Consider the following 14,655-nt stretch of genomic DNA (forward strand, 5'->3'; position numbering starts at 1 on the left):
ACGCTAGGCGGCCACCGCCACGCCGACCACCACGGCGCCCACGATCAGGGCGCCGACCGTCGCCCACTCGGCGACGCCGAGCCGGCCGTAGGCCATGTGGCCGCGGCCGAAGCCCGACAGGGCGAACCCGGCCGCCGCGCCGCCCGCGATGCCGCCCAGGTGGCCGCCGATCGAGATGCCGGGCAGCACGAACGTGATCACGAGGTTCAAGAGCAGCAGCATCCCGACCGTCGAGCCGAGCAGCTGCACGCCGCGCTGGCGCTCCAGCAGGTAGAGCGCGGCCATCAGCCCGAAGACCCCGCCCGATGCCCCCACGGTCAGGGAGTCGGGCGTGAACAGCAGGGCGCCGGCGGAGCCCCAGAGCACGGCGCTGCCGTAGACCGCCAGCATGCGGCCCGCGCCGGCGTAGCGCTCCAGCGCGCCGCCGAGCATCCACAGCAGGTACATGTTGAAGGCGACGTGGATGACGCTGGCGTGCAGGAACCCGCCCGTGATCATGCGCCACCACTCGCCGTCGGCGACGGCCGGGCCGTAGACGGCGCCGTCCTGCACGAGCTGCGAGCCCCCGACGCCGCTCACGCCCACGCCCTGGGCCATCTCGCCCAGGTAGACGATCACGTTGAGGGCCACGAGCACGCCGGTGGCGACCGCCGCGCCCGTCGCCGCCCGGGGCATGTGGCGGCGCGCCGCCGCCGCCGGGCCGCGGCCGCCGCCGGCGCACTCCGGGCAGCGCACGCCGACCGGCGCCTGGGTCATGCACTGCGTGCAGATCGGCCGCTCGCAGTTGGAGCACGAGAGCAGCGTCTCGCGGTCGGGATGGCGGTAGCAGCGCATCGTGTCGGGCGCGCTGGTCTCGTGCGTCGTCGCCATTCGGCAGTCGATGGTAGCGGCTCGCCGCGCCGCGGCGACCGCCCGCGCCCCTAGCGGAGGTGCGCGCCCCAGGCGCGGCGCCCGCGGGGGGCGGCGCCGGCGTGGCCGGCGCGCTCGCGGCGCTGCCGGCGGCGCAGGGCGACCAGGCTGAAGACCCCCGCGCCGATGAGGCCGATGGCGGTGCGCGCGGGGCTGACCGCCCAGCAGGCGCCCAGCACGCCGACCGCCAGCACGACCATGAGGATGCGGGCCCGCAGCGGGGTCATCCACGGCCCGCGGGGGCGGGCGGGCGGGGCGGCGGCGTCGAGGAACCGGCCGACGGCCAGCTCCTCGTCGAGGGTGCGCGGCGCGTGGGTCTCGGGCGGCGTCGCGGGGTCGGTCCAGCCCTCGCGGGTCGCCACCCGGGCGACGACCTGCAGCTCCTCGTCGCTGATGGCGGACGACGTGCTCACGCCGCCCATGTCGGTCGTCAGGAGCGGGACTTGAGCGCGTTGATGATCTGTTGACGCCGTTCGCCGTGCCCGGTTAACTGGGGGGCCGCTGGCCGACCCCGCGCGGGTCGGCGTCAGCGTGTTCGCCGAGCCGCGACCGAGAGGCCCGCGCATGACCGTTCCGCCCGCGTTCGCCACCACGCCGCCCAGCGGCCTCCCGGACTTGATCGAGCACGATGCCTGCGCGCTCGCCGCCTTCGCCACCCGCGACGGCCGGCCGAGCAGGGAGATGGTCGGCCGGGCGCTGACCTCGCTGCAGATGATGGTCCACCGCTCGGGGAGCGTCGACGGCGAGGGCGACGGCAGCGGGCTGCTGGTCGACCTGCCCCGCCCGCAGTGGCGGCGCCGCCTGGAGGGCGCGGGCCTCGACCCCTCGTCGGCCGACGACCCGCGCTTCACGGTTGCCCACGTCTTCTTCGACACCCCCGAGGCCGCGGCCGACCAGGTGCCGCGCATCGAGGCGATCATCGCCGAGCACGGCTTCCGCGTGCTCTGGAGCGGCGAGGGCACGGTCGACCGCGGCGCCCTGGGCCCGCGGGCGTCCGAGACGCCGCCGATCTTCTGGCAGCTCGCCTGCCTCGCCGACGAGGGCACCCCGGCCTCGAAGAACTGCTACCGGGCGATGGTGCGCATCGAGCGTGACCTCGACTGCCACGTGGCCTCGTTCTCGGCCAACGACGCCGTCTACAAGGTCCAGGGCCAGCCCGAGGTGATCGCCCGGTTCTACCCGGAGATGCAGGAGGACGACTTCGCCTCCTCGCGGATCATCGCGCACAACCGCTACTCGACGAACACCTACCCCACGTTCAGCCGGGTGCAGCCGTTCTCGATCCTCGGCCACAACGGCGAGATCAACACCATCGCCCAGCTGCGCGAGCAGAGCGAGCAGCTCGGCCTGCCCACCACGCGGGGCGGCTCCGACAGCCAGGACCTCAACCGCCTGCTCGAGGGGCTCATCTTCGAGAAGGGCCTCTCGCTGCTCGAGGCCGTCGAGTTCGCCCTGCCGCCGATCCTCGGCGAGGTGCACCGCCTGCCCGCCAAGCTGCAGGACCTCTACGTCCACTACCGCGAGGCGCTCGGCCCGTACGCCCAGGGCCCCGTGGGCCTCGCCTGCCGCGCCGCCGACGAGATGGTGTTCGCGGTCGACGCGATGGGCCTGCGCCCGCTGTGGTGGATCGAGACCGGGGACATGTACGTGGTCTCGTCCGAGCCGGGCATCGTGCCGGTCTCCGAGCTGACGCGCGACCCGGCGCCGCTGGCCCCGGGCGAGAAGGTGGCCCTGCTGACCGGCCAGGACGGCGTGCCGCGGGTGCTCGACTACTGGGAGGTCCAGCGCGAGGTCTACGCCCGGGCCAAGAACCGCGGCGCGCTGCCGTCGGCCGAGACGCGCGCCCGCCTGGCGGGCGGCCTCGACCCGGTCGCCGTGGAGGAGCTGCCCGACGACGACCTGCTCGGGCCCGAGCTCGAGCTCGAGACGCTGCTCGCCTCGGCCGGCTGGATCGAGAGCGACAAGCAGCAGCTGCAGTTCCACGCCGACCGGGGCGCCGAGCCGGTGGGGTCGCTGGGCTGGGACGGGCCGCTCGGCCCGTTCACCCCGGTGCCGATGCCGCTCTCCGACTACCTGCAGGAGACGGTCGCCGTCGTCACCAACCCGGCGATCGACCGCGAGCGCGAGGTGGAGCACTTCTCGACCCGCGTCGTGCTCGGCCGCCGGCCCCCGATCGAGGGCGTGGAGCCCGAGCCCCCGCAGCGCTGCGAGCTGCGCATGCCGCTCATCCTGGGCGGCATGCGGACCGGCGCCGGCACCATGTCGCTGCCCGGGCTGCGCCGCGTGGCCGCCGGCCAGGGGATCGCCTGCATGGAGGACGTGCTGGCGGCGTGGGACCGGCGGGCCGCGCGCCTGCCGCTCGTCTTCGACCAGACGGGCAGCGTGCGCGAGCACCTGCGCGAGCTGTCCCGGGCGGCCGTCGAGGCGGTCCGCGGCGGCGCGGAGCTGATCGTGCTCCACGACCTGGGCGTGGGCCCGGGCGAGCGCGTCTGCGACCCGCACCTCGCGGTGGCCGCGGTCGACAAGGCCCTGCGCGAGGCGCGCAAGGACGACGGCTCCAGCCTGCGCCGCGACGCCAGCCTCGTGCTCCAGGCGGCCGGGATCCGCAACGTGCACGACGTGATGGTCGCGCTCGGCTTCGGCGCCCAGGCGCTGTGCCCCTACGCGATGATGGAGAAGGCGATGGACGGCTCCCCCGAGCCGTCGACCGCGGTGACCCACGTGCTCGAGGGCCTGCAGAAGGGCATGGAGAAGGTCCTCTCCACCCTCGGCATCCACGAGCTGCGCGGCTACGGCCGGCTCGTGTCGGCGATCGGCGTCACCCCCGAGGTGCTGGACCTGCTCGGCATCCCGGGCTTCGTGGCCTCGGAGGGCCGCGGCCTGGACCTGGACGCGCTCGACCGGCTCGCCGAGCAGGGCCGCCAGATCCGCGCCGGCGAGGAGAGCCCCTCCAAGGTGAAGCTGCCGCGCATGTACCCGAAGGTGTGGAAGGCCCTCGCCCGGGTCGCCACCTCGGAGCGCGGCTACGAGGAGTTCGCCGAGACGCTCGACAAGCTCGAGACCGAGCAGCCGGTGGCCCTGCGCCACGCCATGCACCCGCAGCTCGCCCCCGAGGACGAGCGCCTGCCGGGGTCGGCGGTGAGCTCGCGCATCGGCGAGCATTCGCTGCCGTTCCTGATCAGCTCGATGAGCTTCGGCAGCCAGAACGAGACGGCGTTCCGCGCCTACGCCGAGGCCGCCTGCCAGGCCGACATGCTCTGCATGAACGGCGAGGGCGGCGAGATCCCCGACATGTACGGCAAGTACCCCAAGCACCGCGGGCAGCAGATCGCCTCCGGCCGCTTCGGCGTCTCGTCGCTGCTCATCAACTCGTCGGAGTGGGTCGAGATCAAGATCGGCCAGGGCGCCAAGCCGGGCGAGGGCGGCCACCTGCCGGGCTCGAAGGTCACCCAGGCGATCGCCCGGGCCCGCAACGCCGCCGTCGGCAGCGACCTGATCAGCCCCTCCAACAACCACGACCTCTACTCGATCGAGGACCTCGCCCAGCTCATCGACGAGCTGAAGACGGCCAACCCGCACGCCAAGGTGATCGTGAAGGTGCCGGTCGTGCCGGGCATCGGCACGATCGCCATCGGCATCGCCAAGGCCGGCGCCGACGTCCTCACCCTGTCGGGCTACGACGGCGGCACCGGCGCCGCCCGCCTCCACGCGCTGCGGCGCGCGGGCCTGCCCTGCGAGCTCGGCACCGTGCTGGCGCACCACGCGCTCACGGAGGCCGGCATCCGCGACCGGGTGGAGATCTGGGCGGACGGCGGCCTGCGCAGCGCGGCCGACTGCATCAAGCTCATCTGCCTGGGCGCCAACCGGCTCGGCTTCGGCACCGCCGCGATGGTCGCCATCGGCTGCACCATCTGCCGCGGCTGCCAGCTCGACACCTGCCACGTCGGCATCGCCACCCAGATCGAGGACGAGCAGGAGGCGCGCGAGCGCGGCCTCAAGCGCTTCGTGCCGCGGGTGATGGACCCGTCGGTGGCGGCGCTCGTCCGCTACTTCACCGAGATGGGCGAGGCGCTGCGCGAGCTGGCCGGCCAGATGGGCGTCGCCGACGTCCAGGAGCTGGTGGGCCAGGCCGACCGCCTGGTGCAGGTCTCCCACCACGACCGGCTCGACCTGTCGCAGCTGCTCACCCCGGCGGAGAAGCACCTCATCACCTCCCCCGCCGGCACGCCCCGCTTCTTTCGGCCCTTCCACCCGCCGCCCCCGCACCGGGCACCGGAGGTCGCCGCCGAGCGGCTGGCCGCCGGCTCGGCGCTCGCGGTCGAGGAGGAGGCCACCACCGCGGCGGACCGCAACCTCGGCACCGACCTGGCCGGGCTGATCGCCCGCGCGACCACGGGCGTCAACAACGTCTGGGTCGGCGGCGCGCCCGCCAGGGTGGACGTCGCGCCCGTCAACGGCGACGGCGGCGGCGGCGCCGACCCCTTCGGCAACGCGGAGGGGCCCGACGTCACCAGCGCCGGCATCCCGTCGGCCCGCAACGGCCACGGCGACGCCGGCCCCGGCGCCACGATGGTCGACCTGGCCTTCACGAAGGGGGCGGCGGCCGGCAGCGGCCTGGCCGCGTTCACCCTCGACGGCGTCCGCATCCGCGTCTTCGGCGGGGCCCAGGACGGCGTCGGCAAGTGCGCGCTGGGCGGCGAGGTGCAGGTGCTGAAGGCGCGCAACACCGCCGGCGAGTGGGTCGGCGGCCACGTGGGCAAGAGCTTCGCCTACGGCGCCCAGCGCGGCCTGTTCCTGATCCAGGGCGACGCCGACGCCCGCGCGGGCATCCGCCTGTCGGGCGCCGACATGGTGCTGGGCGGCGAGCCGGACCAGCCGCTCGACGACCGCCTGGGCACGCTCGCGGCGCGGGCCAACTGCAAGGGCTTCGCCTTCGAGTACATGACCGGGGGCCGCGCGGTGGTGCTCGGCGACCCGGGACCCTGGCTCTGCTCGGGCATGACCGGGGGCGTGGTCTACATCCGCCAGAACGAGGAGTGGGGCCTCGACGAGGCGGCGGTCCGCCGGCGCCTGTCGAAGGCGGCGAAGGTCACGATCACCCCGATCTGGGAGGCGGACGCGGCCATCCTGGGCGAGCTGCTCGGCCGCTACCAGGACGCCCTCGCCGAGAGCGGCCAGGACGAGGCGGCGGCCGCGGTCCAGCCCCTCATCGACACCCCCGAGGACCACTTCCTCGCCGTCCACCCCGTCACCCAGCAGGCCGACCCGAACATCAGCACGGAGTGATCGTCCGCCGGGCGCCGCGCTTCGGCGTCGGCGCGCTCCGGGCCTCCGCCGAGGCCGCCCGGCTCCGCCGGGCGGCCTGGGCTGCGTCGAACCGAGGCACGCTGGCTGGCGCGCCGGCCGGAATGGCTCCGGCCTGGCGGCCGGGGCGCGCCATTCCGGCAATCTGCCCCTCAACCGCGCGGCTCCGTCGGCGCTGACGCGCCGCCGGGGCGCGCCGCGCGGCGAACTGGACGAGCTCCGCCCTGGACGACGGAATCGAGCTTCGACGTGGCGGGAGACACGACCGCCGAAGGCGGGAGCGTGCACAAACCGGCCACGAGGGCGCGGGGCACACCCCACGCGCCCCACGGACGCTCACGTCAGTGGGGTTTCCGGCGCCCGCCCCGCCGAAGGCGGTGCGCCGGTCCGCAAATCGCCGCGGCCAGCGGCGATTTGCCGCGTGACCCGGCCCGAAAGAGGCCGGGTCCCCGCGTGAGGGGCACGGCGGTCGACAACGTGCCCAGCGCGAGCCGGCCCGCAGGGCCGGGTCCCGCCCGCGCAGAGGATCGACCCCCACCGACCCGGTCCGTCGACGACCTCGTCAAGCGGGGGCCGGGTCCCGCCCGCGCAACGGATCGGCCCCAGCCGACCCGGTCCGTCGACGACCTCGTCACGGGACGGGCCGGGACGGGCCGGGACGGGCCGGGGTCCCGGCCGCGCCATGGATCGGCCCCAGCCGACCCGTCCGTCGACGACCTCGTCACGGGACGGGCCGGGACGGGCCGGGGTCCCGGCCGCGCCATGGATCGGCCCCAGCCGACCCCGTCCTTGGACGACCTCGTCAACGGACGGGCCGGCCCGCAGGGCCGGGTGCCGCCCGCGCCACGGATCCTCTCCAGCCGACCGCGTCCCGCGACGGCCTCGTCGGAGGACGGGCCGGCGCGCAGGGGCCGGATCCCGCCCACACCAGGGATCGGCCCCAGCCGACCCGTTCCGCCGACGACCTCGTCAACGGATGAGCCGGCCCCGGGAGCGGCCGGGTCCCCGCGTGAGGCTTGTGAGGCATCTCACCGTCCCCGGAGCCCGCGCCCGGGGCGGTGTCGGTGGCGGCCGTGCCTGGGATACCGTCGCCCCGTGAGCGCCTCTTCCGCTGAGCTCCCCGCCGGGGGCGGGGTCGCCCGTGTCCGCGCGGGGGTCGTCGAGCTCCGCGAGGTCACGAAGCGCTACGGGCGCTCGGAGCGCGCGGCCGTGGACGGGCTGTCACTCGAGGTGCCGGCCGGCGAGGTCTGCGTGCTCATCGGGCCCTCCGGGTGCGGCAAGACCACCGCCCTGAAGATGATCAACCGGCTCATCGAGCCCACCTCCGGCGAGATCCTCATCGACGGGCGCAGCGTGCGCGAACGCGACCCGGCGCGGCTGCGGCGCGAGGTCGGCTACGTCATCCAGCAGGTGGGGCTCCTCCCCCACCTCACCGTCGGGGCCAACGTCGGCACGGTGCCGCGGCTGCTCGGCTGGGACCGCTCGCGGACGACGGCGCGCACGCGGGAGCTGCTCCGGCTGGTGGGCCTCGACCCCGACGAGTACGGCGAGCGCTACCCGGCGCAGCTGTCGGGCGGCCAGCAGCAGCGCGTGGGGCTCGCGCGGGCGCTGGCCGGCGACCCGCCGGTGATGCTGATGGACGAGCCCTTCTCGGCCGTCGACCCGATCACCCGCCACCGGCTCCAGAACGACTTCCTGCGCCTGCACCGGGCGGTGCCGAAGACCGTCGTGTTCGTGAGCCACGACATCGACGAGGCGGTGAAGATGGGCGACCGCGTGGCGGTCATGCGGGAGGGCCGGCTGGTGCAGTACGCCCCGCCCGCCGAGCTACTCGCCGCGCCGGCCGACGACTTCGTGGCCGACTTCGTCGGGGCCGACCGCGCCCTCAAGAGCCTGTCGCTGACCCGGCTGGAGGACATCGAGCTGCTCGAGGCGCCGGTCGTCGCCGTGGGCGAGCCGGTCGAGGCCGTGCGCGCGCGCGTGGCGTCGGGCGCGCTGGCCCCCCTCGGCGGGGCCGTGCTGGTGACCGACGGCGACGGGCGCCCGCGCGACTGGCTGCCCGTCGACCGGCTGGGGGGCGCGGGCGTCGTACCGGACCGCCCGCCCGGCGGCGCCGAGCCGGTCATCGATCGCGTGACCACGCTGCGCGACGCGCTGTCGGCCATCCTCGGGGCCTCGTCGGGATACGGCGCCGTCGTGGACGGGGGCGGGCGCTGCGTGGGCCTCGTGGGCGCGGCCGAGATCGTCTCGGGCTTCCGCCGGGTGGCCGCGCCGGAGGGCGCCCGTGGCTGAGGTCGTGCGATGGGACTGGGTGGAGCGCCACGCCGACGACATCGTGCGCCACTCGGTCGAGCACCTGCAGCTCGTGGGCGCCTCGCTGGCCCTGGCGGTGGCCGTCGCCCTGCCGCTGGCGATCGCCGTGCGCAACCGGCGGGCGCCCTACGTGGCGGTCAACGCCCTGGCCGGCGCGCTCTACACCGTGCCGAGCCTCGCGATGTTCGCGTTCCTGCTCGCGCTGGTGGGGATCGGGTTCCAGCCGGCGGTCATCGCCCTCGCCCTCTACAGCCTGCAGATGATCATCCGCAACGCGGTCGTGGGGCTGCGCGGCGTGCCGGCGCCGGTGCGCGAGGCCGCCCGCGGCATGGGCCTGACGCCCTGGCAGACCCTCGTGCGGGTGGAGCTGCCGCTCGCGCTGCCGGCGATCATGGCGGGCGTGCGGCTGGCGGCCGTCAGCACGGTCGGCATCGCCACGATCGCCGTCTACATCGGCGGCGGCGGCCTGGGCGTGCTGATCGTCAACGACGGCATCCAGCGCGCCCTGTTCACCACGCCGATCATCGTCGGTGCCGTGGTGGCGACGGTCATGGCGATCGCCATCGACCTGCTGCTCGTGGGGCTGGAGCGCGTCCTGACGCCGTGGCAGCGCGCGCGGAGGGCCGCGTGAGCCCGGGCGAGGTCTGGGACGCCTTCCGCGAGCAGGACGGCTGGGGGCAGCTCTGGCTGCACGTGCGCATGTCGCTCGCCGCGCTCGGCCTGGCCACCGTCACCGGCCTCGTGCTGGGCGTGATCTGCGCGAAGATCGGCCGGGTCGCGTCGTTCCTCGTGGTGAGCGTGTCGAACCTCGGCCGGACGGTGCCCACCTTCGCCCTGATCGCGCTCATCCTCGCGCTCACCTCGCTGGGCTTCTGGCCGGCGGCGCTCGGCCTGTTCGCGCTGGGCGTGCCGCCGATCCTCATCAACGCCTACACCGGCGTGCGCGAGGTGGACCCCGGCGCGGTGGAGGCCAGCCGCGGCATGGGCTTCACCCCGCTGCAGGTGCTGACGCGGGTGGAGCTGCCGATGGCGCTGCCGCTCGTGTTCGCCGGCGTCCGCACCTCGGCCGTGCAGATCATCGCCACCGCGGCGCTGGCCGGGCTCGTCGGCGCCGGCGGCCTCGGGGTGATCCTCTCCAGCGGCCTCTCGAACAGCCAGGAGGACGTGATCCTGGCAGGCGCCATCCCCGTGACCCTTCTCGCGATCCTCGCCGAGCTCCTCTTCGGCGCGGCAGAGCGGCTCGTGACGCCACGCGGCCTGCGGCTCGGCCGCGGTCCGACCACCCGATAGGAGGACCAGTGACACCACGGCTCCGACGACTGACGGCGGCAGCGCTGGCCGTCCTGCTGGCCACCGCGGCCCTGGCCGCGGCCGGCTGCGGCGACGACGAGGGCGACGACGAGGCGACCGGCGCCGGCGGCGGCGCCGCCGTCACCATCGCCGACAAGGGCTTCGCCGAGAGCTTCATCGTCGCCCAGGCCTACGCCCAGGCGCTCGACGGCCAGGGCTTCGACGCCGACGTGACCAGCCTCGCGTCCACCGAGATCGCCGACCGGGCGGTCCGCGACGGCGAGATCGACGCCTACCCCGAGTACGTCGGCACCGCCTGGCAGACCGTCCTCGGCCTCGACGCCGCCGCGGCGCCGGCGACGCGCGAGGCCCAGTTCCAGCAGGTCGCCGAGCGCTACACCGGCCGCGGCCTCACCGCCCTGCCGCCCGCGCCGTTCAACAACGGCAACGCCGTGGCCTGCACCCAGGAGGCCGTCGACGCCAACGACATCACCACGCTCAGCGACCTCGGCCGCGCCTCGTCGAAGCTCGTCTACTCGGCCAACGCCGAGCACCTGACGCGCGCCGACGGCCTGCCGCTGCTGAAGCGCGAGTACGGGATCGACTTCAAGGACGTGAAGACGGTCGACATCTCGCTGCGATACAAGCCGATCGAGGACGGCCAGGCCGACTGCGTCTACGCCTTCGGCACCGACCCCAAGCTCGGCCAGCTCGACCTCGTGCTGATCGAGGACGACAAGGGCACGTACTCGGCCGGGCTGTCATACCAGACGTTCCCCGTCGTCAGCAGCGCGTTCCTCGAGGGGCTCTCGGCGGAGCAGCGCACCGCGTTCGAGGACACCCTCGGCCGGGTGAACGCGGCGCTCACCCAGGAGGCGATCATCCCGCTCATCTCGCGGGTGGAGTTCGACCAGGAGGACCCCGAGGTCATCGCCGGGGAGTTCCTCTCCGAGGCCGGGATCACCGAGGGGTGACGGCTCGGGCCCCGGGGCGGCCGCGACCGCCCCGGGGCGCCGCGCTCAGGCGCCGGCGGCCTCCGCGGCGCGCTCCCACTCGCGCATCAGCCACGAGAGCTCCTCCTGCAGGCCGCGGTGCTCCTCGCCGCGCCCGGCCACGAGCTCCCGGTCGGCGAGGGTGGCGGGGTCGGCGAGGGCCCGCTCGACCTCGGCGATCGCCTGCTCGACGCGCGTGATCTCGCGCTCGAGGCGCCGCACCTCGCGCTGCCCGCCGGCGGGCTTGCGCTGCGGCGCGCGCGGCCCGGGCCTGCGCCGGGCGGCCGCCCGCGGCGGGGCGGCGGGCGCCGCCGCGGGCGCCTCGGCCGCGGCCCGCACGCGCAGCAGGTCGGTCCAGCCGCCGGCCCGCATCACGGCCGTGCCGTGCTCGAGGGAGAGTGTGTGGGTGGCGATCGCGTCGATCAGCGCGCGGTCGTGGGAGACCATCAGCACGGTGCCGTCGAAGGCCTCCAGCGCCGCCTCGAGCGCCTCGCGGCTCTCCGTGTCGAGGTGGTTGGTGGGCTCGTCGAGCACGAGCAGGTTGCCGCCGCGGGCGATCAGCGCCACCAGCGACAGCCGGCGCCGCTCGCCGCCCGACAGGCCCTCCACGCGCACGTCGGCCGCCTCGCCCCGGAAGAGGAACCCGCCGAGCAGCGTGCGGGCCTGGGTCTGGGTGAGGTCGCTCGCCGCCAGGACCGTCTCCACGACCGTGCGCGAGTCGTCGAGCTCGTCGCCCTGCTGGGAGAAGTAGGCCGGCACCACGCGGTGCCCCACGCTCACCCGGCCGCGGTCGGGCGGGCGGTTGCCGATCAGCGTCTCGACGAGCGTGGTCTTGCCGGCCCCGTTCGGGCCCACCACGGCCAGGCGCTGCCCGCGCTCCAGCGTGAAGCCGGCGCCCGTCACGAGCTCCTTGCCGGGCACGCGCACGTCCAGCCCGTCGACCTCGATCACCACCCTGCCGCTGCGCTCCGTCTTGGGGAAGCCGAAGGCGAGGTGGTCCGCCCGGCGCGGCGGCTCGATGCGCTCGATGCGGTCGAGGCGCTTCTGGCGCGAGGCGGCCTGGCGGGCCTTCGTGCCGGCGCGCCAGCGGGTGACGAACCGCTCCAGGCGCGCGATCTCGGCCGCCTGGCGCTCGGCCTCGGCGCCCTGGCGGTCGATCGCCAGCGCCCGCTCGCGCCGGAACGCCGAGTAGCCCATCGGCCACAGCCTGGCCTTCGCCCGGTCGATCTCCAGCACGCCCGTGGCCACCGACTCGAGGAACCAGCGGTCGTGCGAGACGAACAGCACGGTGGCGCCGAGGTCGGCGATCGTGCGCTCGAGCCACTCGACGGCCTCGAGGTCGAGGTGGTTGGTCGGCTCGTCGAGCAGCAGCACGTCCGGCCGCGACACCAGCGAGCGCGCCAGCGAGGCGCGCGTCAGCTCGCCGCCGGAGAAGCCGCGCAGGGGGCGCGACAGCTGGTCCTCGGCGATGCCGAGGCCGCGCAGCACCCGCTCCATCCACGAGCGCCAGGCGTAGCCGCCGGCGCGCTCGAGCGCGGCCTGGGCCCGCTCGTACTCGTCGAGCACCTCGGCGCCGTGGTCGCCGGCCGCCATGCGGGCCTCAAGCTCGGCCAGGCGCGCCTCCGCCGCGCGGGCCGCCTGCATCCCCTCGCCCACGTACTCCTCGAGCGTGCGGTCGGAGTCGTGCGGCGGGCGCTGGTCGTGCAGGGCCACCGTGGCGCCGCGGCCCATGCTGACCGTCCCCGAGTCCGCGGGCAGCCGCCCCGCCAGGATGCGCAGCAGGGTGGTCTTGCCCTCGCCGTTGCGCCCCACCACGGCCAGGCGGTCGCCGGGCGACACGCGGAAGGAGACGTCCTTCAGGACGTCGCGTGCCCCGAAGGCCTTGCTCAGCTGGATCGCCTGCACGACCCCCCAGGGTAGCTACGCTGTGGGCGGATGTCGCCGCCGAAGCCGATCATCGACCCCGCCGGGGTCGACGCCGTCGTCGCGGAGGCGCGCAGGCAGGGACGGGTCGCGCTCGACCTGGAGTTCCTCTGGGAGCGCACCTACGCGCCGGTGGCGTGCCTCGCCCAGCTCGCGCTGCCCTCCGGCGAGGTACACATCGTCGACCCGATCGACGGCGCGCCGCTCGGCCCCGTGGCCGAGCTGGTGGCCGACCCGCAGGTCGAGGTCGTGATGCACGCGCCCTCGGCCGACCTGACGCTGCTGGGCCTGGCGCACGGCGTCCGCCCGCAGCGGCTCGTGGACGTGCAGATCATCGCGGGGTTCGTCGGCCTCGGCGCCGGCCAGGGCCTCGCGACGCTGCTGCAGCGCGTGTTGAAGGTGCGCCACGACAAGGGCGAGCGCTACACCGACTGGAGCAAGCGGCCGCTGTCGGCGGCCCAGCTGCGCTACGCGGCGGGCGACGTCGACCACCTGCTGGAGCTCGCCGACGAGCTGGCCGCCCGCGGCGCCCGGCTGGGCCGCACGGACTGGATCGCCGAGGAGCACGAGCGCCGCTACGGGCCGCAGGCGCGCCTGGTGCCCGACCCCGCCACGGCGTGGCGCCGGGTGAAGGGCGGCGGACGCCTCACCCCCCAGGATCGCGCGGTGCTCGCCTCGATCGCGGCCTGGCGCGAGCGCGAGGCCGCCCGGCGCGACAAGCCGGCCTCGTGGGTGGTCCCCGACCGCACGCTCGTGGAGATGGCCCACCGCCGCCCCGCCGACCGGCAGGCCCTCGAGGGCGAGCGCGGCCTGCCCGCGCGGATGCGCGGCGACGAGGCCGACGGCCTGCTGCGGGCGATCCGCGAGGGCGCCGAGGCGCCTCCCATCAGGGGCGGCTCCCCGCCCCCGCCCGAGGTGCAGCAGCGCCTGGAGGTGCTGGGCCCGCTCGGCGCCGTGCTGGTGACCGCCCGCGCGGCCGCAGCCGACCTGGCGCCCAGCCTCGTGGCCACGCGCGACGAGATCGCGGCGTTCCTGGCCGCCGCGATCGACGGCGACCTCGACGGCCAGGGCCTGGCCAGCGGCTGGCGGCGCGACCTCGTGGGCGACGCGCTCGTCGACCTGGCCCGGGGCCGGATCGCCCTGGGGGTCGACCCCGAGCGGCCCTACCTCGCGGAGATCCCGCGCGGGGCGACCGGCGGGGGCGGGTAGCATCCCGGCCATGGCCGACCGACCCCCGCTCCAGCACGTCGCCTGCTTCATCGACGACTCCGAGGCCGCCGCCCGGGCGCTCGCCCAGGCCGCCGCCGTGCACGAGCTCGCCGGCGGGCGCCTGAGCGTGGTGCACGTGATGGCCGACCCCGGCTTCTTCGTCTCGATGGCGGCCGCCGTGGGCGGCGCGCCGCCGCACGACGTGGAGACCCAGCGCGAGGCCGCCCGGCTGTGGCTCGCCGAGGAGGCGCGCACGATCCCCGGCGCCGAGCCCGTGCTGCTGGAGGGCCAGCCCGAGGTGGCCGCCTGCGCGTGGGCACGGGAGCACGACTGCGACCTGATGGTCGCGGCCACGCACCGCACCGGGCTGGAGCGCGCCCTGCTCGGCAGCTTCGCGACCTACGTCGCGCACCACTCGCCGTGCCCGGTGCTGCTCGTCCCGCCGGCCGAACGCGGGCGCTGAGCGGGGCCGGGGGGCGGCGGACGGCGGGCGGGGTGGCCGCGCCGTCCGCAGGGGCCGTGCCCGGCGGCTACGCCGCCAGGGCCGGCGCGTCCTCCACCCGGCGCGCGCCGGCGTGGACGTGCAGGCACCCGACGACGCCGCACGCGCCCGTCGGCGCGGGGTCGAGGCGGTCGAGCAGGCCCTGCAGCGCGGCGGTCTCCGCGACGGTCAGCGTGGCGTCCATGTCGTCCTCCGGTCGTGGTCGTCGGGACG

The 14,655-nt window shown here is 75.7% G+C and carries 11 protein-coding genes; 7 read left to right on the top strand and 4 right to left on the bottom strand.

The window, feature by feature from the left end:
• Positions 1–3: 3 nt before the first annotated feature.
• Positions 4–870 carry a rhomboid family intramembrane serine protease gene (locus tag ITJ85_RS09670; protein WP_217912893.1) on the bottom strand — a complete coding sequence of 289 codons (867 nt, stop codon included), beginning with the start codon at positions 868–870 and terminating at the stop codon, positions 4–6.
• A gap of 50 nt (positions 871–920) precedes the next feature.
• Positions 921–1,322, bottom strand: a complete 402-nt coding sequence (locus ITJ85_RS09675) for a hypothetical protein (RefSeq protein ID WP_217912894.1) — start codon at positions 1,320–1,322, stop codon at positions 921–923.
• A gap of 151 nt (positions 1,323–1,473) precedes the next feature.
• Here ITJ85_RS09675 and ITJ85_RS09680 point away from each other — a divergent pair, with 151 nt between their 5' ends.
• From ITJ85_RS09680 to ITJ85_RS09700, 5 genes are all read left to right on the top strand, one after another.
• Positions 1,474–6,195, top strand: a complete 4,722-nt coding sequence (locus ITJ85_RS09680; RefSeq protein WP_217912895.1) for a glutamate synthase-related protein — start codon at positions 1,474–1,476, stop codon at positions 6,193–6,195.
• A gap of 1,113 nt (positions 6,196–7,308) precedes the next feature.
• Positions 7,309–8,505: an ABC transporter ATP-binding protein gene (locus tag ITJ85_RS09685; RefSeq protein ID WP_217912896.1), complete on the top strand. Its 1,197-nt coding sequence runs from the start codon at positions 7,309–7,311 to the stop codon at positions 8,503–8,505.
• The gene (locus ITJ85_RS09690) at positions 8,498–9,157 is read left to right on the top strand and encodes an ABC transporter permease (protein ID WP_217912897.1); all 660 of its coding nucleotides are present in this window, start codon (positions 8,498–8,500) and stop codon (positions 9,155–9,157) included. The genes ITJ85_RS09685 and ITJ85_RS09690 overlap by 8 nt, the downstream gene beginning before the upstream one ends.
• Entirely contained in the window at positions 9,154–9,816 is a 663-nt protein-coding gene (locus tag ITJ85_RS09695; RefSeq protein WP_217912898.1) for an ABC transporter permease, read from the top strand. The genes ITJ85_RS09690 and ITJ85_RS09695 overlap by 4 nt, the downstream gene beginning before the upstream one ends.
• A gap of 8 nt (positions 9,817–9,824) precedes the next feature.
• Complete coding sequence (locus tag ITJ85_RS09700; protein WP_217912899.1) at positions 9,825–10,790, top strand: ABC transporter substrate-binding protein; 966 nt, start codon at positions 9,825–9,827, stop codon at positions 10,788–10,790.
• 45 nt (positions 10,791–10,835) lie between these two features.
• Here the strand turns inward: ITJ85_RS09700 and ITJ85_RS09705 are convergent, their stop codons facing one another.
• Positions 10,836–12,713, bottom strand: coding sequence for an ABC-F family ATP-binding cassette domain-containing protein (locus tag ITJ85_RS09705; RefSeq protein ID WP_217912900.1), 1,878 nt, complete (start codon positions 12,711–12,713; stop codon positions 10,836–10,838).
• 30 nt (positions 12,714–12,743) lie between these two features.
• Between ITJ85_RS09705 and ITJ85_RS09710 the strand changes: the two genes are divergently transcribed.
• Positions 12,744–13,940: a ribonuclease D gene (locus ITJ85_RS09710; RefSeq protein WP_217912901.1), complete on the top strand. Its 1,197-nt coding sequence runs from the start codon at positions 12,744–12,746 to the stop codon at positions 13,938–13,940.
• A gap of 10 nt (positions 13,941–13,950) precedes the next feature.
• On the top strand, positions 13,951–14,403 hold the full coding sequence (locus tag ITJ85_RS09715; protein WP_217912902.1) for a universal stress protein: 453 nt from the start codon (positions 13,951–13,953) through the stop codon (positions 14,401–14,403).
• Between the two features lie 67 nt (positions 14,404–14,470).
• Here ITJ85_RS09715 and ITJ85_RS09720 read toward each other — a convergent pair whose 3' ends face one another.
• Positions 14,471–14,626, bottom strand: coding sequence for a hypothetical protein (locus tag ITJ85_RS09720; protein WP_217912903.1), 156 nt, complete (start codon positions 14,624–14,626; stop codon positions 14,471–14,473).
• Between the last annotated feature and the right edge of the window lie 29 nt (positions 14,627–14,655).

It is taken from the genome of Miltoncostaea marina (genome assembly GCF_018141525.1).
Taxonomy (GTDB): Bacteria; Actinomycetota; Thermoleophilia; order Miltoncostaeales; family Miltoncostaeaceae; genus Miltoncostaea; species Miltoncostaea marina.